This is a genomic window from Atopobacter sp. AH10 (assembly GCF_003664595.1).
In the GTDB taxonomy this organism is placed as follows: domain Bacteria; phylum Bacillota; class Bacilli; order Lactobacillales; family Aerococcaceae; genus Atopobacter.
The window spans coordinates 1-20,307 of sequence record NZ_QXPZ01000007.1; the positions used below are offsets into that span (position 1 = coordinate 1).

Annotated in this window: 14 protein-coding genes and 1 tRNA gene; 12 read left to right on the top strand and 3 right to left on the bottom strand. The window is 40.2% G+C overall.

The window, feature by feature from the left end; translation table 11 throughout:
- The first annotated feature begins 1,225 nt into the window (after window positions 1-1,225).
- The 4 genes from D3H64_RS02060 (at window position 1,226) to D3H64_RS02075 (ending at window position 5,065) form a co-directional block, all read left to right on the top strand.
- On the top strand, window positions 1,226-1,753 hold the full coding sequence (locus D3H64_RS02060; RefSeq protein ID WP_121564364.1) for a hypothetical protein: 528 nt from the start codon (window positions 1,226-1,228) through the stop codon (window positions 1,751-1,753).
- Between the two features lie 944 nt (window positions 1,754-2,697).
- On the top strand, window positions 2,698-3,672 hold the full coding sequence (gene pta / locus D3H64_RS02065; protein WP_121564366.1) for a phosphate acetyltransferase: 975 nt from the start codon (window positions 2,698-2,700) through the stop codon (window positions 3,670-3,672).
- A gap of 354 nt (window positions 3,673-4,026) precedes the next feature.
- Window positions 4,027-4,479 (top strand): tRNA (adenosine(37)-N6)-threonylcarbamoyltransferase complex ATPase subunit type 1 TsaE, encoded by a 453-nt coding sequence (gene tsaE / locus D3H64_RS02070; RefSeq protein ID WP_121564399.1) that lies wholly within the window; start codon window positions 4,027-4,029, stop codon window positions 4,477-4,479.
- Window positions 4,480-4,525: 46 nt separating this feature from the next.
- Window positions 4,526-5,065 carry a GNAT family N-acetyltransferase gene (locus D3H64_RS02075; protein ID WP_121564368.1) on the top strand — a complete coding sequence of 180 codons (540 nt, stop codon included), beginning with the start codon at window positions 4,526-4,528 and terminating at the stop codon, window positions 5,063-5,065.
- A gap of 226 nt (window positions 5,066-5,291) precedes the next feature.
- Here the strand turns inward: D3H64_RS02075 and D3H64_RS02080 are convergent, their stop codons facing one another.
- Window positions 5,292-5,534, bottom strand: coding sequence for a hypothetical protein (locus D3H64_RS02080; protein ID WP_121564370.1), 243 nt, complete (start codon window positions 5,532-5,534; stop codon window positions 5,292-5,294).
- Between the two features lie 418 nt (window positions 5,535-5,952).
- Between D3H64_RS02080 and D3H64_RS02085 the strand changes: the two genes are divergently transcribed.
- The 6 genes from D3H64_RS02085 to D3H64_RS02110 are packed head-to-tail and all read left to right on the top strand — an operon-like array spanning window position 5,953 to window position 11,718.
- Window positions 5,953-6,909 (top strand): hypothetical protein, encoded by a 957-nt coding sequence (locus D3H64_RS02085; RefSeq protein ID WP_121564372.1) that lies wholly within the window; start codon window positions 5,953-5,955, stop codon window positions 6,907-6,909.
- Between the two features lie 20 nt (window positions 6,910-6,929).
- Window positions 6,930-7,844 carry a UDP-N-acetylmuramate dehydrogenase gene (gene murB / locus D3H64_RS02090; protein ID WP_121564374.1) on the top strand — a complete coding sequence of 305 codons (915 nt, stop codon included), beginning with the start codon at window positions 6,930-6,932 and terminating at the stop codon, window positions 7,842-7,844.
- A 50-nt stretch (window positions 7,845-7,894) separates the two neighbouring features.
- Window positions 7,895-9,007: an ABC transporter ATP-binding protein gene (locus tag D3H64_RS02095; RefSeq protein ID WP_121564376.1), complete on the top strand. Its 1,113-nt coding sequence runs from the start codon at window positions 7,895-7,897 to the stop codon at window positions 9,005-9,007.
- A gap of 7 nt (window positions 9,008-9,014) precedes the next feature.
- Entirely contained in the window at window positions 9,015-9,812 is a 798-nt protein-coding gene (locus D3H64_RS02100) for an ABC transporter permease (RefSeq protein ID WP_121564401.1), read from the top strand.
- Complete coding sequence (locus tag D3H64_RS02105) at window positions 9,793-10,629, top strand: ABC transporter permease (protein ID WP_121564377.1); 837 nt, start codon at window positions 9,793-9,795, stop codon at window positions 10,627-10,629. Before D3H64_RS02100 ends, D3H64_RS02105 begins: the two co-directional genes overlap by 20 nt.
- 21 nt (window positions 10,630-10,650) lie before the next feature.
- The gene (locus tag D3H64_RS02110; RefSeq protein ID WP_121564379.1) at window positions 10,651-11,718 is read left to right on the top strand and encodes an ABC transporter substrate-binding protein; all 1,068 of its coding nucleotides are present in this window, start codon (window positions 10,651-10,653) and stop codon (window positions 11,716-11,718) included.
- A 166-nt stretch (window positions 11,719-11,884) separates the two neighbouring features.
- Here D3H64_RS02110 and D3H64_RS02115 read toward each other — a convergent pair.
- Window positions 11,885-11,956: transfer RNA gene (locus D3H64_RS02115), tRNA-Glu, on the bottom strand.
- Window positions 11,957-12,283: 327 nt separating this feature from the next.
- Here D3H64_RS02115 and D3H64_RS02120 point away from each other — a divergent pair.
- A complete protein-coding gene (locus tag D3H64_RS02120; protein WP_121564381.1) occupies window positions 12,284-14,806 on the top strand; it encodes a M1 family metallopeptidase in 2,523 nt (840 codons plus the stop codon).
- A gap of 666 nt (window positions 14,807-15,472) precedes the next feature.
- Complete coding sequence (gene adhE, locus D3H64_RS02125; RefSeq protein WP_121564383.1) at window positions 15,473-18,166, top strand: bifunctional acetaldehyde-CoA/alcohol dehydrogenase; 2,694 nt, start codon at window positions 15,473-15,475, stop codon at window positions 18,164-18,166.
- A gap of 416 nt (window positions 18,167-18,582) precedes the next feature.
- On the opposite strand, the gene adhP is transcribed toward adhE, so the two are convergent.
- Window positions 18,583-19,602: an alcohol dehydrogenase AdhP gene (adhP, locus tag D3H64_RS02130; protein WP_121564385.1), complete on the bottom strand. Its 1,020-nt coding sequence runs from the start codon at window positions 19,600-19,602 to the stop codon at window positions 18,583-18,585.
- Window positions 19,603-20,307: the final 705 nt, after the last annotated feature.

A 20,307-nucleotide genomic window follows, 5' to 3' on the forward strand; every position in this document is an offset into this window, starting at 1 on the left:
TTGTTGGTCAAGCGGCTGGATTTTTAATTGCCACTTGGCTGATTTTTAGTTTACCAAATACAGCATATCTAAATTCCTCCCTTTTAGTGTCGTAACTTAAGTATAGAGGAATTTGGATGTGCCTTTCTATCTATACTTAGTTGTTGGTGAATGTAACAAGCACTGATGAATAAAAGCTCAGTATGACCGAACTGGAGGAAAGAGTCCTTCATCGGGAGCAGCGTAAAAGGAAGTCAAGCGAATTACTTGCTGTGCCGAAAGGCTTACAGCAAGTTTCGATGAGTTTCTTTGCGAGGAACGAGCATTAGAAACTTATGTGCGTAACAAAGTGGAGCTGAGACTGACTAGCTGGGAGACCAAGGCTCCCAGCGGTCCCGCTGCATTTTCCCGGATGAAGGTAACTCTTATCCGAAAGAATCGGTCATTTTTGTGCTTTATATGGCATAGACAGACTACAGTCTGTCTCTTTCACCAACATCAAAAAGTATAGAGCCGAGATTTTACTTTTTTGTAAGGGGAAGTCAAAGGAAGCGATATTTTTGTTAAGGGGAAAGAAAGGCTAGAGTGTCCAAAACTCTTCACAGAATAAAAATATAAGGCATAATCTACTTGATTTAAAAACAAGGCAAGGGTATGATAATAAAAAGTAAAAATTAGTGATAATAAAAAGCAAAAAATAGACCGATTAGATCATTGGAAATAGCATAATAATGAGTGGATAGTTGAATGCCTTTAAAGGGCAAAGTTATTCCTGCGACTTATTGATGGATATCGAGTTGGCAATGTCCTTTTAAAATTTTTCTTTTAAAGATGGATGATCAAGTAAAGCTTTGCCTGTGAAGAAATAATCTTTAGGGTATTAGTTTGATCGTATGGAATAAAATGGCTAGTGTTAGCTGACTTGAGTTCAATGAATTGGAGTTAAAAGGCCATAGTGATGATGAAAAAGTGAATTAAAAGAGTGAGTAAAGCTATAGTGGTTTTAAAGAAATAAGTTTTATCTAAGAGGGAATAAGAGATAGATTCTATTGGCGAGTAAGATTTTTAGGCAGCTAGCGTTGTTGCTGGAGAGCATCAGAATGACCGTGTCGGGAATGTTGCTGTCGTTAGGAGCACGTGGTCTAGTTCATCAGGAGGGTTCAGGAACAAACATGTCGGCAAAGTTACTGTCGTTAGGAGAATAAGAATTGGACTTTTACGAACGGACATTTCTTCGGAGGGCAAAATGATACTAAATACGTTAGGACCAACAACAACAGATTGTTATCATGCGATTAGCTATGTTAAAAGCAAAATTGATGAAATCAGACTATATAGCAGTTTTGATCGGATGATAGAAAATATTGATCATTTAAAAGGGCAGTACATCCTGATGCCGTTAGCTTTTGAGAGTAGTTGTAGAGCGTATGGATGGAAGGATTTTAATTATGAATACTATCGAAGGCTCAATATTGTAGAACTCTTTCACGCACCGATTAAAGAGATGGTGTTGGTTGAAAATAAACCTTATAAAATGGATAAGGCGATTATTCAGCCAGCGACGCAATTTCTAATGTTAGACTACTTATCCAGAAGAGGGATAGCTAGTCCTATAGATTTTGCGCCGAGTAAAGCTAAGGCCAAAAATCAATGGGAAGATAAGGGCTATCGTTTTGCGATAGTGAGCAAGGATGCTTTAGATGATGAAGATAGGAAAAAGATTTGTGAAAGTTATTCTCCAGAAATGATTTGGTGCCTATATGAGGTGAAATGAGAACAAGCTGTCTAAAGAATAATGGTTCTGTGTGAATTTTTAGTCAGTCTGCACTCGAAAGGAGAATTTCGAGACTATAGTGGTGAGATCTTCAAGCTGTAGACAGATAATGGGTTAGTTCTCTTATGAAAGAGCGAAAAGTATAGCGCAAAAAAAACGGCAACTTGCCTTCTGAATGAAAGAGGGCAAAGCTTGCCGTTTTATCATCTAATAACATAGCTTCTATCCTCCGTGTTTAGGTCAGCTTGTTTAGAATGGGACTTAGAGGATAGGAAGAATTAGCATGGGAACTTTAAGAACATGTGATAGGTCACTACGTTAAAGAAAAAGTCAAAGAATTTTTTCATGTTACTCACCTCCTATTGTGTGAGGGCAATTGTTCTTCCAGTCTATATCCTCTTATCGTGTAAGTTAAGGGGATGGAGCTCTCCTTTTGTTGGGAAAGGAAAACTATTTCTAACTCCTCAGCTTTTTTAGCCTAGTGTCAGGAGGGAAGAAAGTACCCTCAAGTCCTGAAAGAGCAGGATAACTTAGCTAGATGAAGGATTTAAATGGTGTGTAAGAACAGCTGGGGGACAACGACTTTAAAGAAGTAAGTGAAGAAGTCTTTCATCTTTCTCACCTCCTAGCAAAAGTGCTAGAGCTATGAATCGAAATAGGCAGTTGACCGACTTCTTAGTGGGAAATCGTTAGGCTCGGCGAACTTCACTTGCTTTCTTTAATAACATTATACCATGATTATAAATAGATTAAAATAGCAAAAGAAACCCAAAAGAGAGAAAGATTTAGAACAGCTTTTTCAGATCTGTTCTAGATTTTAGGCCTGTTTTTCTGAAAATGGGGATAAGAACTGTTCATTCTTAGCTTTTTTTCATCGGAAACTCTCCCACTGCTAAAGGGATTTGTTGTATCATAGGAGATGGAAAATATAGGAGGGATGAACCGTGGATTTGATCCAAGAATTAAAAGAAAAAGTTGTTGGAAAAGGTATTTCGATTGTTTTCCCAGAAAGTTTAGATAGCCGTATTTTACGTGCTGCCGTTCGTTTGAAGGCTGAGAATATTTGCCAACCCGTATTGTTGGGTAACGAAGAAGAAATTCGTGCTTTCGCTAAAGAACAAGGGGTTAGCGTGGATGGGTTGACCTTAATTGATCCATATCACTATGAGGCTTATGACGAATTAGTGGAAGCTTTTGTTGAACGGCGTAAGGGGAAAGCTACTAAAGAACAAGCGGAAAGTCTTTTGCGGGATGAAACTTACTTTGGTACCATGTTAGTTTATTTGAAAAAAGCGGATGGTTTAGTTTCTGGAGCGATTCACTCTACTGGAGATACGGTTCGTCCAGCCCTTCAAATTGTTAAAACAAAACCTGGTGTGAGTCGGACGAGTGGGGCTTTCTTGCTGTTGAAAAACGAAGAACGTTTCATTATGGGGGACTGTGCGATTAATATTGACCCATCTGCACAAGAATTGGGAGAAATTGCTGTTGAAACAGCTAAAACAGCTAAGATGTTTGGCGTAGATACCAAAGTTGCCTTGCTTTCCTTCTCGACTAAAGGGTCTGCCAAGGCGGATCAAGCCCAAAAAGTGGCTGAAGCAACCAAGATTGCCCAAGAATTAGCGCCAGAATTTGATTTTGATGGCGAATTACAATTCGATGCGGCTTTTGTACCAGCTGTAGCCCAATTGAAAGCTCCAGGTTCTTCTGTGGCAGGGAAAGCTAAAGTTTTTGTCTTCCCAGAAATTCAATCGGGTAATATCGGCTATAAGATCGCTCAACGTTTGGGTGGGTATGAAGCTGTAGGGCCAATCTTGCAAGGTTTGAATGCGCCTATTTCTGACCTATCCCGTGGTTGTGTGGAAGAGGATGTTTACAAATTAGCTATCATTACAGCTAACCAAACTTTGGTGAAATAAGCTGCACATAAGAGTAACTGATCTTGAATCAGACGCTGTCCCGCAAGAAAAGTGAGCAAGTCAAACAGCAATCCATTGCAAAAACTAGCTTTTCTTGTAGGAAAAAGATAAGGCAAAAAGACTCCCTAGCAGGAGCCTTTTTTGCTATATAGAAGTAAATGTAGGATTTCCCAAAAGTAGCCCAAGCTACATAAAATGAGGGATAAAATGTGAGAGCGTTTAGGAAAGTTGTATAGGGCTATCTTTTAGTGTTGGCAGAAAAAGAGCTGGTCGGTATAATGAAAGATGTGATTGAAAAAAGATGTGACCCACGATGAAAAAGGGAAAGGACGAAAGGAGAAAGAGGTGATCGTGATGTGGCAAGCAAAAACAGATGAAGAAATGCGTGAATTAGGGAAACGTTTAGGACAAGCTCTAACAGCTGGTGACCATATTTTACTCGAAGGAGATTTGGGGGTAGGAAAGACGACTTTAACCAAGGGAATAGCAGAAGCTTTAGGAGTGACTCGCCCCTTAAAAAGTCCAACCTATACCCTTATTAGAGAATACCCTGAAGCTAGTATTCCTCTTTACCATATGGATATGTATCGGATTACAGAAGAAGAGGCAGAAATTTTAGGTTTGGAAGAGTATTACGAGGCCGATGCTATTACGGTGATCGAATGGCCACAACAAATTGGGGAGTGGCTCCCAGATGATGCCTTAACTATTAAGGTGACAAGAGAAGAGGATGATACACGTTCTCTGGCATTTTCGGCAGAAGGGTCAGCCAGTCAAGCCTTACTTCACCGTTTGGAAATGAACTAGTTGTCCTTTAAGAGATGTAGCTGTGTAGTAGGAGAAGGTGAATGGGATGAAAGAAGTAGAAATATGCATTCGACAAGCTCAAGCAAGTGATGCGGAGGAGATCTTAAACTTTTCCAAGCGAGTCGGTAGTCAAACGGAGCATTTGACTTATGGACCTGAAGGCATTCCATATGCATCTACTTATTTAGCAGCTAATTTGGAGGCGTTGAGAGAGAGTTCTTGTCAATTTTGGCTAGTGGCGGTAGAAGATTCCCCAGAAGGAAGGGTAATCGGTCAAGTTACGGTAGGTTCGGTTTTAGAGAGACATATTGAGCATATTGGAGAAATTGGAGTCGTAGTGGATCAAGATTACTGGGGACAGGGCTTGGGACGCTTGTTGATGGAAGAAGCTTTGACCTGGTTCCACGAGTTTAGTCCGCTTTACCGCTTGGAATTACGGGTCTTATCTTCTAATCGTCCGGCGATAAGCTTGTATCAGTCGCTAGGTTTTCAAATTGAAGGAAAAGCCAAGGCGGTTAGTCGAAAACTTTCAGGAGAGTATGTTGATGGCTATTACATGGCCTATGTGAAAGGGCAGGAGAAGTAGTTTATCAAGGGTACTTTCAATAATTCCCCCCAAAAAAAGAGGAAGGTCAATTCTTGTGTCGAAAGGATCAAGAAATGGGCAGACTTTTCCTCTCTAGTGTGTAAAGAATGACGAGTTTCAATAGATAAAACACCAGTCCTTGTGTAAGAAAAAAGAAGAAGGAAGCAAGTTTCTTTTCCTTGTTCACTTACAGGAGGTCTGGTGTTCTATTTTGAATCAGAAAATATTAAGCGATAAAGCCGGCATAAATAATCCAAACTAGTAGGCAAAGATTGATGAAGAAGCAAAGCCACTTAATAACATGATTTCTAGCTTTGAGCGATAAATAAAGGCCGATTAAACTTAAAAAGCCCGCCATAAATATAAAGCGACCATGGATATGGGTTAAGACTGAAAAGTGGCGAGAAGCATAGAGCAAATTGAGTAAGCTGATGAAAGTCGCTTGTCGATTGAGACGTTTGTTTTCCATAATATTCTCCTTAAAATACAAGTAGCATTGGTGGACTAGGAAGGTTAGATCTAGTCCTTTTGAAAGGGTAAAAGCCTTCTATTAGGACAAGTGTATCGAATTTTGTAAGGGAAGAAAAGCTTGATCAGCTAGGACAAGTGTATCGAATTTTGCAAGGAAAGAAAAGCTAGATCGGCAGTAGTTTTTTATAAGAGGAGTCTGGATTTTTAGGGGAAGTGGAAAAGAGTTTTTATGCTGGGAGGATAATTGGGTAGAGTTCGAGAGAGGATTGACTAGGAGAGCTTTCTTCTTTCCTTATGCCCCCTAGACTTTCTATTCATGTTATAATGGACTCATCGTGATTAAGTGGAAGTAACGAAAGAAAGATCTCTAATTGAAGATAGATTTTGTATAGAGATAATTGAAGGGAGAAAAAAGGATGAAACGGATCGGAATTATTGGATATAACGATGTCATGCACCAATTATACCTGCCAGTATTGAGTCGACTAGAAGAGGATATTAAATGGTATGTTCATGAAGACTCTCCGATCTTGTTAAATCAATTTCTCATGGGCTTAACGCAGGTTATTCCTTGTGAAACACCAGAAGAACTTTTGCAATTTAAGTTAGACGGTGTGATTGTGGCTCGTCAAACGCAATACTATAAGCTTTTAAAGAAAACCTTGATTCAAAGATCTGTACCTATTTTTACTATACCCCCTCTGGAACGCGATATGATCCAACTTGGGCAAGATTTACAGGATTGCCTGGCGTACGGAGGGTTTATTCTTCCCTCTTATGTGAGTCGATTTTCTGAAGCCATCTGTAGCTTACGAGATGTGGCGAATAAAAATCATATTCGTCTGAGTCAGTTTTTTGTGGATTCTAAACGGACAACAGAAGAGTTGATTTGGACGGATTTTGCTCAATTATTGCACACGACGGCCTTTATTTTGAACGAACCGATTAAGAAGGGGTCCTTCCGTTTAGCTAAAAATGGGATTTATCTGGAACGAATTATTGTTTATTTAGAAACAGAAAATCAATCTGCCATTGTGACAGTGAATGAACAAGCCGGAACGCAGTATCAAATCGCAGAGGTAGAAGGTATCTCTGGGGTATATACCCTCTCTAATTGGCAATCAATGACTATTCGTCAAGGTAGTGAGTGTGTAGTCATTGAAAAAGATCCATGGGAAACGATGCCGCATCGCTATGGGATTGAAACAGCTGTTCAAGCCTTTATAGAAGGACTCGATACGAAAGAGTGGCCGATCCCTGCAAGAGAAATATTAGAAACCTATCAAATTTGTCACCGGATTGCTTCTGCCATTTCCAATGAAGGCTTCCTAACCTTCCAATTGGATGATGGAAGTGTCTCGGCGCCTTGGTAAGTGAAGGAGAGACAGTGAACATGTGGAAAGAACTTCTAAAGGATAGTCGAGTATTAACTCACGAATCCCTTGCTAGTTATACCTATACTGAAACTGGTGGACCAGCAGATGTATTGATTTTTCCTAAAACAGTGGAAGATTTAGCAGTAGTGGTCAAAAAGTGCCGTGAAGATGCCATTCCTTTGACAGTCTTGGGGAATGCCTCTAATGTGATTATTAGAGATGGTGGTATTCGTGGCGTGGTCATCATGCTGAATGAAATGGAAGCTATTCGGAAAGAGGGTTCTCTTGTGATGGCGCAAGCTGGAGCTAAGCTGGTAGATGTGAGCCGATATGCAGCTGATCTTTCTCTTACAGGCTTGGAATTTGCTTGTGGAATCCCAGGCTCTGTTGGTGGAGCTGCTTTTATGAATGCCGGCGCTTACGGGGGAGAAATGAAAGATGTTGTGCAGTCTGTTACAGTCATGGATAAAACTGGAGAAGTGAAAGTTTTAACTTCGAAAGAATTGGATTTTTCCTATCGGCATAGTAGCCTTCAAGAAAGTAGGGACCTTGTGCTTGAAGTGGTATTTAACTTAAGAGTTGGAGAAGCTGGAGCGATCGAGGCGAAGATGCAAGAATTAACGCATCTTCGGGAAAGTAAGCAACCGCTAGAATATCCAAGTTGCGGGAGCGTATTTAAACGACCAGAAGGCCATTATACAGGTCAATTAATCCAAGAAGCAGGCTTACAAGGCTATAGAATTGGCGGAGTAGAAGTTTCTAAAAAACATGCAGGTTTTATGGTTAATGTAGATCATGGAACGGCTAGTGACTATATGCGCTTAATTCGTCATGTGCAAGAAGTTATTAAAGAGCGTTTTAATGTTTCTCTTGAAACAGAAGTACGTATTATTGGAGAAGCTTCGTCAGAAGAAAGTATTTGCGACTGTTAGATCTAAAGGGATTTTTAAGCAACAATAATGTTAGAAAAGGAAGTGTGTCTATGCCAACCCACATTATTCAGTTTGAGGACGTCAGTAAGAGCTTTGATGATGTCACAATTTTGGACAAGGTGTCGTTTACTATTGAAAAGGGGAAGTTCTACACTTTGTTGGGACCTTCCGGTTGTGGCAAGACCACGATTTTACGCTTGATTGCAGGATTCTTATCGGCGGACTCAGGTGAAATTCTTTTAAATGGGGAAAATGTGACGAATTTACCACCAGATAAACGAAGAGTAAATACTGTCTTTCAAGATTACGCTCTCTTTCCACACATGAATGTCTTTGATAATGTAGCTTTTGGTTTATCTTTAAAGAAACGGCCGAAAGACGAAATTGCAGAACGTGTCAAAGAAGCCTTGCGCATGGTTCGTTTGTCCGGCTATGAAAATCGTCAAATTCACGAAATGTCTGGCGGACAAAGGCAAAGGGTTGCTATTGCACGGGCGATTATCAATGAACCAGAAGTTTTGCTCTTGGATGAACCTCTATCTGCCTTGGATTTAAAATTAAGAACGCAAATGCAGTATGAATTACGAGCTTTGCAAAAGCGTTTAGGGATCACCTTTATTTTTGTGACCCATGATCAAGAAGAAGCTTTGGCTATGAGTGACAAAATTTTTATTATGGCAGACGGGAAAATCATGCAAAAAGGGACGCCTTTAGATATCTATGACGAGCCGATCAATCATTTTGTGGCTGATTTCATTGGGGAAGCCAATATTTTCCCTGGAGTAATGGAAGATGATTATCGAGTAACTTTTGCTGGTAAGACCGTAGATTGTGTCGATGCTGGGATGAGGAAAAAAGAAGAAGTAGAAGTAGTTGTACGACCGGAAGATATAGAAATTGTCCCTGTTGAGAAAGCTCTTTTCAAGGTGAAGGTTCTTTCTCAACTCTTCCGTGGAGTGCATTATGAAATTAACTGTAGTGACGATAAGGGGCAAAAATGGGTCATTCATTCCACCAAGCAAGCGCCTCGAAACCAAGAAGTTGGCTTGGATATTACGCCACCAGCTATCCATGTCATGAGATTTGGAGAAAGTGAGGAGGACTTCTACTATCGTCTGGAACACTTCAGTAAGGAGGACGATACACGTGACGAAGACTTCTAAATGGGTGATGGCCTTACCTTATGCGCTTTGGTTAGTGTTTTTTGTGATTGCGCCACTAGCTTTGATTGGTTATCAATCGTTTTTTAATGCCAATGGGCAATTTTCATTAGCTAACTACAGCCATTATTTTGGAATGGCCACCTATATTAAAATGACCATCAATTCGATTGTCTTTGCGGGAATTATTACCCTTTTAACCCTTCTTGTAGCCTATCCATGCGCATATTTCTTAACCAAGGCAGAGAAGCAGTCCTTGTGGATACTGCTCTTGATTTTGCCGACTTGGATTAATATTTTGCTGAAAGCTTATGCTTTTATAGGGATTTTCAGTCAATCTGGCCCGGTGAATGAATTTTTGAGTTTTGTGGGGATTGGCCCGCAACAAATTCTCTTTACCCACACCAGTTTTATTGTGGCAGCGGCTTATATTGAATTGCCCTTTATGATTTTGCCTATCTATAATGCTTTGATGGCTATTGATCCGTCTTATGAGATTGCTGCTCGAGACCTAGGCGCCAATCGATGGCAAACATTGCGCTTAGTGACCATTCCCTTGTCCATGTCAGGGGTGAAAGCTGGTGTTCAGGCGATCTTCATCCCTTCTCTTTCACTTTTCATGCTCACACGCTTAATAGGAGGAAACCGTGTGATTACATTAGGGACTGCTGTAGAGCAACAATTCCTAGTGGCTGAGAATTGGGGGATGGGTTCAACCATAGGGGTAGTCCTGATCCTTGCTATGGTCATCTTTATGGCTTTATCACAATCGAAAGGGGGCAGTGTGAATGGTCAAAAGAAAGAATAATCTTTTTGGGAACTTGTATCTTTTTCTTACCTTTCTTGTCCTTTACCTACCGATCTTTTACTTGATGATCTACTCGTTTAACAAAGCTGGCAACATGAATCAGTTTACTGGATGGACACTTGAACATTACCAAGCCGTTTTTTCAGATGGTCGCTTATTAGTGATTGTGTGTGATACATTGATTATTGCCTTTCTGTCTGCCTTATTTGCGACGATTATTGGGACTTTCGGAGCTATTTTTATCCACAATGTGAAACGTGGGCGGCAAAAAAGGATCCTTTTGAACTTGAACAATGTCTTGATGGTATCGCCGGATGTTATTATCGGGGCCAGTCTCTTGATTCTTTTTACCATGATAGGCTTTAAATTAGGCTTTTATTCCGTACTGCTTGCCCATATTGCGTTTAATGTACCTATTGTGGTGATTATGGTCTTGCCAAAATTAGAAGAATTGAACCAATCCCTAGTGGTGGCAGCAAGAGATCTTGGAGCCAATGCTTGGCAAGTTTTTTCTAAAGTCTTATTGCCTTTGATTACACCAGGAATTCTCTCTGGCTTCTTTATGGCTTTTACCTATTCCCTTGATGATTTTGCAGTGACTTTCTTTGTAAGCGGGAATGGCTTTTCTACCCTGTCTGTTGAAATTTTCTCGAGGGCTAGGAGAGGGGTATCTTTAGAAATTAATGCCTTAAGCACCTTGATTTTCTTATTCTCGCTTGGGGTCATCTTGGCTTACTATGCGATTTCTAAACAACAACTCAAACGCAGTAAACGTGGCAAAGATAATGTCCTATTGAGCCATAGTTTGGGGAGATAATGAAGAAAGAAGGGATGACCTATGCGAAAGATCTCTTACTATCTTTTAGCGATAGCTGTAACCGTTTTGGCCTTGTTTGCCTGTAAACAAAAACTATCGAGTGAAGTGACAGGACGAGCTAAAAGTGAGGTCGTAGTGTTTAATTGGGGGGACTATATTGACCCTTCTTTAATCAAGCAATTTGAAAAAGAGTACGGCTACCATGTAGTGTATGAAACATTTGATTCTAATGAGTCCATGATTACCAAGATCCGTCAAGGAGGAACCCATTACGATGTGGCTGTGCCATCTGAGTACAAAGTTCCAGAAATGGCCAAAGCAAACTTATTGCGTCCCATTGACTATTCGAAAATCAAGGGTATGCAGTATATAGACAAACGATTTTTGGATATGCCATTTGATCCAAAGAATAAATACTCTATTCCATACTTTTGGGGAACTTTAGGCATTGTGTATAATAGCAAACAACTTGGAGAAGGGGCTATTAAACGATGGGCCGACCTATGGAAACCAGAATACAAGGATTCCATTCTCATGATCGATGGAGCAAGAGAGATGTTAGGCATTGGCTTGCAAAGGCGAGGCTATTCTTTGAATGAATGCAATTCAGAAATTTTGGATCGGGTAGAGGGAGATTTGAAGGGCTTAATGACGAATATCAAAGCACTCTTAGCCGATGAAATGAAAATGTATATGATTCAGGGAGAGGCTCCTATTGCAGTTACTTTTTCTGGAGAAGCAGGTGTCATGTTAGAGGAAAATCCAGATCTCCGTTATGTGATTCCAGAAGAAGGCACTAATATTTGGGTGGATAATCTGGTCATTCCGAAATCGGCGAAAAATATTCAAGGGGCACATGATTTTATATCCTTCTTGATGCGACCGGAAGTAGCGGCGCAAAATGCTCGCTATATTACCTATTCAACGCCAAATACAGCTGCATTGAAACTCTTACCAAAATCTATAACGGAAGATAAGAACAGTTATCCGGATGCAGAAGCGATCAAACGAATGGAAATTTATAAGAACATTGGTAAAAAGAAAACGATCGAATACAATGAAAGATTTTTGGAAATAAAAATGCATTAATTGTCTTGAAAAGTTGTCGGATTTTTAGCTTTATCAAGCTTAGAAGCTGGAAGATCTAGGGGATAAGACCCTAGATTTTAGACAGCAAAAAGCAGTAGGACTGACCTATTCAGGCAGAACCTACTGCTTTTTTTTGGATTTGGACGAGATAGCGTTTGTCCTTTTATCACCCGTACGGGATTCGAACCCGTGATTCCGCACTGAGAATGCGGCGTCTTAACCCCTTGACCAACGGGCACTCATACAACAACAAGATAATCATACGCCGATTTTTTTCAAATGTAAAGGGTTGTTATAGCATTTATAGGCAAATACTTTAGAAAACATGCATTTGAGGGGAAGACGACTGGGTGAGGATCTAGCTATGCACAACTTTACGTTAACACTGAATACTGGGGGGAGACGACTGGGTGAGGATCAACGTAGACAAGTTTGTTTGTCATCAGCGAGGGCAATAGCTGAGCTGAAAAATAAAAAGTAGAGCGCTTTTATTTATTAGTTGTCTAAGGGGAGTATGTTTGCGTATAATGAAGTGAAGGATAATAAATAATTTGGAGGTGTATTTATGACAGCTATTCGTTTGTACGATCAGTTTCATCCTGATCACTATGATTTATACCTAGAGATTAGTCGAAAGGATAAGACAATTAAAGGGAAAACCACTGTAACAGGGGAGGCCCTATCTTCGACTATTCGCTTGAATCAAAAACATTTAACCGTCACTTCCGTTCAACTGGACGGCAAGGAGCTTCCTTATAAGAGCCTAGACGATCAAGAAGCCGTAGAAATTTCTTCTTTACCAGTAGGGCAAGTAACATTTACTCTTGAATACCATGCAAAATTGACCGATCCAATGATGGGGATCTATCCTTGCTATTACCAAGTTGATGGGGTGAAGAAACAATTAGTTGCAACTCAATTTGAAACAACTTTTGCACGTCAAGCTTTCCCATGTGTGGATGAGCCAGAAGCTAAGGCTAGCTTTAGCTTGGCTATCAAATTCGACGAAGAAGAAGGGGAAACTATTCTGGCCAACCAACCAGAAGAACGCTGCGAAAATGGGGTTCACTATTTTAAAAAGACAGTACGGATGTCGACTTACCTAGTCGCTTTTGTTTTTGGGGATTTGCAAGAAAAGAAAGCTAAGACAAAATCTGGTGTGGAAATAGGCGTTTTTGCGACTAAAGCGCATCCGGCAAAGAATTTAGATTTTGCTTTGGATATTGCCACAAGAGCTATTGAATTTTATGAAGATTTCTATCAAACACCTTATCCACTTCCTCAATCCTATCAAGTGGCTTTACCTGACTTTTCAGCTGGTGCAATGGAAAACTGGGGATTGGTGACTTATCGGGAAGCTTATCTTTTGGTAGATCCAGATAATGATTCTTTATCCACCAAACAAAGGGTAGCTACGGTTATCACGCACGAATTAGCCCATCAATGGTTCGGGGATCTTGTGACGATGAAGTGGTGGGATGATTTATGGTTGAATGAAAGTTTCGCTAACATGATGGAATATGTAGCGGTAGATGCTCTTGAACCAGACTGGAAGGTTTGGGAAATGTTCCAAACGAGCGATGTCCCAGCTGCTCTTAAACGTGATGCAACGGCTGGAGTGCAATCTGTCCACATTATGGTGAACGATCCACGTGAAATTGACGCCTTGTTTGATGGAGCGATCGTGTATGCCAAAGGAGCTCGCCTATTAGTCATGGTAAGATCCTTGATTGGAGACGAAGCTCTTCGGAAGGGCTTGAAAGCTTACTTTGCTAACTACCAATACAGTAATGCGACTGGCCCTGATCTATGGAAATATCTCGGCGAAGCCAGCAACTTGAATATTGGAGAAATTATGGAAAACTGGTTAGAAAAGCCAGGTTATCCAGTTGTCTCTGTTCGCTTAGAAGATGACAAATTGCATATCAGTCAAGAACCATTCTACATCGGCGAAAAAGGTGAGAGTGATAAGATTTGGCATGTACCATTGAACAGTAACTACAAAGAATTACCTCTTTTATTGGAAGGTAAGGAATTGGTTATTGAGAACTATTCAGCCCTTCGTCAAGAAAATGGTCAAGCTTTCCGATTGAATGATAGCAATAACGCTCACTACATTGTGAACTACGATGACAGTCTCTTGAAGGACATTATGAAGGATTTAACGAAGGAAAATCCTTTAACCCAATTGCAAGTCCTTCAAGATATGAAATTATTAGCTAAAGCAGGCTATCATGCATATGCAGACCTATTGCCAGTTATGGAAAGTTTGAAGGATTCTCCTTCTGCTATTGTCCAAAGTATGATCTATGATAGCTCTAGTTTGCTGAAAGATTTTGTAGAAGCAGGGTCTAAGGAAGAAGAACAATTAAAGGCTTATATTAGCCGTTTAGCTGCTCCTGGGATTAAAGCGCTCGGCTTACTACCAGTTGCAGGCGAAGCTAATGATGCCGGCTTAGCTCGTCCTTATCTTGTGTCACAATCTCTATATGCAGGAGATAAAGAAACTATTGAAGGCTTACATGATCTTTACCAACAATATGCTGACGATCCATCTCAATTGCCAGCAGCTATAAGAGGGCAAGTCCTTCGCAATGAAGTGAAGAATTATGGGGATAAGGATCTTTATCATAAGTTATTCCAACTTTATAAAGCTAGTCCAAATGCTAGTTATAAATCGGATCTCAGTCACGCTTTGGCATACAGTGATGAGGCTTTCTTAGATCACTTGTTAGAGTCCTTTAAAGATAGTGAATGGATTAAACCACAAGACTTACGCTTCTGGTATGCCGGAGTACTTTCTTCTCCGAAAGGGGAAGCCAAAGCTTGGCAATGGCTACAAGATGAATGGCATTGGTTAGAAGCAACAGTTGGTGGGGATATGGAATTTAGTACTTTTATTCAAGTAACAGCTAATATTCTTCATACAGCCGAAGCTTTAGAATCCTTTAAAGCATTCTTCTTGCCGAAGAAAGATGTTCCAGGTCTAGGTCGTGAAATTGAAATGGATATCCGTTTGCTAGACGCCAACGTGGCCTTTATTGAAAAGAACAAGCCAGCTGTCTTTGCTTATTTCAATCAGGATTAAGCTACACTTACAGCTAATATCTCAAAAAAAGCGCCCTTTTTTAAGGGTGGCTTTTTTAGGCGCTTTGTCAAATTTTGTTGTTGGTAAATTTTTTAGGTGCTTTGTCAAATTTTGTTGTTGGTAAATTTTTTAGAGAAAATCACTCTTCTTTGGGGGAGTGGTTTTTTTATTGCTGGTGTGAGAAGTAATCAGCTCGATTAAGGGGAAGAATCCTACTCGATCAAAGGACAGGAAAGCTAACTTCAAAGCTTCGAGTAGGAATATAGGTGAAAGTCTACTAGAAGTTGGCTATTAGAAAATGCTGGTGAAGAGGAAGTGCCCGCTTCTCGCTAGAAAAGAGGAGAGACAGCCTAAAATAGCCTAGGTGAATTGTGGGGTGAAGGAAGAAATTCGACCTTATCTAAGTGAAAAAGCTAACAAATATTTTGTGAGTTAGCGCTCTCATTTCCTATTTTAGCAATGTTTGTTATTTCACAAAGTATTAATGAAAGTTACTTTCTTATGAAAATGAAAGAGGTGAAAGCTTGATTCTTCAACTATAAAAAATGAAAGCGCCACCTAAAATAAAGGGAAATTATTGTAATTTATTTCACAAAAAGCCTTTACAAAAGAGTGGGAAGTCTCTACAATAAACAATGTGAAATTCATTACTCGGGAGGAAATACCATGAGTTCATTAAAAAAGAGTCCAGTAAAGACTGAAAAGGAAAATCTAAAAGTTGTTCACGAAAAAGACCTTGCAGCAAAGGAAGTGACGGCTCAAGAAGAAGTCAATGCATTAGTTGAAAAAGGGTTAAAAGCTCTTGATGAATTGCGTTTATTAACACAGGAACAAGTCGATTATATCGTTGCTAAAGCATCGGTAGCAGCTCTAGATAACCATGGTATTTTGGCTAAACATGCGATTGAAGAAACAGGGAGAGGGGTTTTTGAAGACAAAGCGACTAAAAACCTCTTTGCTTGTGAACATGTGATCAATTATATGCGCCATACAAAGACTGTTGGTGTAATTAGTGAAGATGAAGTGACTGGACTGACGCAAATTGCTGAACCAGTTGGGGTTGTTTGTGGGATTACTCCAACGACCAATCCGACATCTACAGCTATTTTTAAATCGTTAATCTGTTTGAAGACTCGGAATCCTATCGTTTTTGCTTTCCATCCATCTGCTCAGGAGTCTTCCGCTCATGCGGCTCAAATCGTTTATGATGCGGCAGTTGCTGCAGGTGCGCCTGAAAATTGTATTCAATGGATCAAACATCCATCTATGGAAGCAACCACTGCTTTGATGAACCATCCTGGTATTTCAACTATTTTGGCCACAGGTGGTAATGCCATGGTGAAGGCTGCCTATTCTTGTGGGAAACCTGCACTAGGGGTAGGGGCTGGGAATGTTCCTGCTTATGTTGAAAAAACAGCCAATATAAAACAAGCTGCTCACGATATTATTATGAGTAAATCTTTTGATAATGGGATGGTTTGTGCCTCTGAACAAGCAGCTATTATTGATAAAGAAATCTTCGAAGAATTTGTCGAAGAAATGAAATCCTACCATACCTATTTCGTGACAGAAGAAGAAAAACATAAACTTGAAGCTTTCTGCTTTGGGGTGACGAAGAAAGAAGAAGCAGATCAAGCTAAGTTGAATCCAGCAATTGTTGGGAAAGCTGCTACTTGGATCGCTAAAGAAGCCGGTTTTGAAGTGCCGGAAGATACGAATATTTTAGCTGCTTATTGTAGTGAAGTAGGGCCTAAAGAACCTCTTACACGTGAAAAGCTATCTCCAGTCATTGCTATTTTAAAATCTGAATCTACGGATGATGGGATTGCTAAGGCTAAAGCTATGGTGGAATTTAATGGGCTAGGCCACTCAGCAGCTATTCACACGGCTGATCCAGACTTACCAAAACGCTTCGGGAGAGAAGTAGAAGCCATTCGGGTGATTTGCAATTCACCTTCTACTTTCGGTGGGATCGGTAATGTTTACAATGCCTTCATTCCTTCACTCACTTTAGGTTGTGGATCTTATGGACATAATTCTGTCGGGGATAATGTCAGCACGGTTAACTTGCTCAATATCAAAAAAGTAGGGAGACGGGTCAATAATATGCAATGGTTTAAGGTGCCGTCCAAGATTTACTTTGAACGGGGAAGTATTCAATACTTGCAAAAGATGAAAGATGTTCATCGTGTGACAATCGTTACAGACCAAGCTATGGTGCAATTAGGCTTCTTGCAAAGGGTTATCGAACAATTGCATCTTCGGAGAAATAAGGTACTTTACCAAGTATTCTCTGATGTTGAACCAGATCCAGATTTGAAGACAGTACGTCGTGGGGCAGAAATTATTAAGAGTTTCAAACCGGATACGATCATTGCTTTAGGCGGTGGCTCTGTAATGGATGCAGCCAAGGTTATGTGGATGTTCTATGAACAACCGCAAATTGACTTCCATGACTTGGTTCAAAAATTCATGGATATTCGTAAACGTGCCTTCAAGTTCCCTGAATTGGGTCAAAAAGCGAAATATGTAGGTATTCCAACAACATCTGGTACAGGGTCTGAAGTGACACCTTTTGCTGTTATTTCTGATAAAGAAAATAACCGTAAATACCCATTGGCGGACTACTCCTTGACACCAACTATCGCTATTGTTGACCCAGATCTTGTTATGACTGTTCCAGGTTTTGTTGCGGCGGATTCGGGGATGGACGTCTTAACCCATGCCACAGAAGCTTATATCTCTACTTTGGCGAATGACTATACAGATGGTATCTGCTTACAAGTCATTAAACTAGTCTTTGAGAATTTGGAAAACTCTGTGAAGAAAGGCGATGCTTATTCTCGTGAAAAAATGCATAATGCCTCAACCATGGCAGGGATGGCTTTCGCTAACTCCTTCTTGGGGATGTCTCACTCAATGGCTCATAAGATCGGTGGGTATTTCCACACAGTTCATGGACGTACCAATGCTATCCTCTTGCCATATGTGATTCGCTATAATGGCACCCGTCCGGCTAAAGCTGCGACATGGCCTAAATACAATTACTACAAGGCAGATAAGAAGATCCAAGATATTGCTAGAATTCTTGGTTTAGATGCTTCTACTCCTGAAATTGCGGTTAAGTCATATGCTCAAGCGGTTTATGATTTGGGTTGCCGACTAGGGATCGAAATGAACTTAAAAGCACAAGGTATTGAAGAGAAAGAATTCATGGACGCCCTAGAAGAAGTGGCTTACTTGGCTTATGAAGATCAATGTAGCCCAGCCAACCCTCGCTTACCAATGGTTAAGGATATGATGGAAATCATGAAGAATGCCTACTATGGTTATGCTGAACGACCAGGGGAATATAAGTAGTTAGATCAAGCGATGACTGAAAAAGAGGGAAGTATAACACCTCCAACAGGCAATGCAAGGCGACTTACGATGGATGAGCTAGAGCTTCTTTTAATTGGACTCGGACTTTCTGTCTAATGAGTGCAAGCTTGTGGAAGAAGCCTTCATTTTAAAATGTTTGCTAAGGGAAAAGACTACAGGTGATTTGGCTCCTGTAGTCTTTTTGGAATGACAAAGCAGATGAATTGCTACTATATATAGTCAAAAAAAGGAAAGCGAGTATAAACGTTGTTGAATCAACATCTATACTCGCTTTTTGTATGTGTAAGTGTCAAAGTCTTACACAACTGTTGGATTAGCTCATGCTTAATCCTCTATCCTTCTAGATAGGGAGGAATTAGAAGCTCCCCAACAATTTTTCTTATTTAACGACTAGTTTATTTAGAGAATTCGGTTAGATCGATGACCATACGGCCTTTGATTTTACCTTCTTCCATTTCTTTGAAGATATCATTGATATCTTCCATTGGGCGCATGTGGCAAACAGGAACAACTTTCCCTTCAGCCCCAAATTGGAAGGCTTCTTTCAAGTCTTGACGAGTTCCGACTAAGGAGCCAACGACTTGGATGCCGTCTAAAACTAAACGAGGGATGTTTAAATCCATAGAGCTGGATGGAAGACCAACAGCGACTACACGTCCACCAGCACGTACAGATTCTACAGCTGTGTCAAAAGCAGATTTAGCGACTGCAGTTACAACGGCAGCGTGAACCCCGCCAACTTTTTCTTGGATGACCTTAGCTACATCTTCGTTAAGAGGGTTGATAGTCATATCAGCGCCTAGTTCTTTAGCGAAATCCAATTGCTTTTCATTGATATCAACCGCAATAGTTTTAGCGTTGAAGACATTTCTAGCATATTGGAGAGCTAAGTTCCCTAAACCACCTAAACCAGAAATAAGGATCCATTCACCTGGGCGAACACCGGATTCTTTGATAGCTTTGTAAGTGGTTACACCAGCGCAAGTGATAGAAGAAGCAGGAGCGGATTCCAAACCATCAGGAACTTTAACAGCGTAGTCGGCGGTAACGATACAGTATTCTGACATACCACCATCAGCTGTGTAGCCAGCGTTTTTAACTTCACGGCAAAGTGTTTCACGACCGCTTGTACAGTATTCGCAGTGGCCACAGCCTTCAAAGAACCAAGCAACAGAAGCACGGTCACCAATCTTCAAGCTTGTTACGCCATCAGCGACTTCGACCACTTCCCCGATACCTTCGTGACCGAGGACAACCCCAGAAACATCACCAAAGTCAGCATTTTTAACATGTAAGTCTGTGTGACAAACCCCACAGCATTCCATTTTTAATAGAGCTTCGCCAGGGCGTAATGGACGTAATTCCTTGTCTACCACTGCGGCTTTGTGATCTTTTGTTGCAACAATTGCTTTCATCAAACTTCCCCCTTTAGAGAAATATATTATCTGTAACAATTATATGATACAACTTTACTATAAAAAAAGAAAGCCCTTTTATGAAAAAATAAAGAACGTAAAGAAAAAACACTCGTGGAAAGTATGCGACTAGTTAATTGTTTAAGGAGAAATAAGATTGAAATGACAACGATATTGAATGTTTTTTGCCTGTCGGGTCATAGATCCGACAATATTAAAAATGGTTAAAAGTAGAAACAGCTATTTTTGAGAAAGGATAAGTTATCTTCTGGATATCCCATCGTATAAACTTCTTATAAAGAATAATATATATATAATAAAGCAAAAGGAGGAAAAACGATTGCACTAGTAATGATATCAAGGCTGAATGTGAAAAATGTAACTTATAAAGAGCAAAGTTAAGTTGGTTAGATAAAACATAAAAAGGTTTAGAAGGCGAAGAATAATAGACGGAATTTTAACAGGAGTCTGTTGGAAGAAAATGTAAGGATAGATGGACTAGTTATCATTATTGATGGAATCTAAGGCGGTAAATGGAAGATAGTTTGAAATAGAAGGAGGCTAGATGGGCTAAGATAGAAGATCTGTCACTTGGGGAATGGCTCATTGATGAACTGAAGTTAAATGACTTGTTGGGGGGAAGGTAAAAGCTAGTCCGTCTCAAATACAGAGGACGAATATTTTGGGTCGTTAAAAAAAGGATGA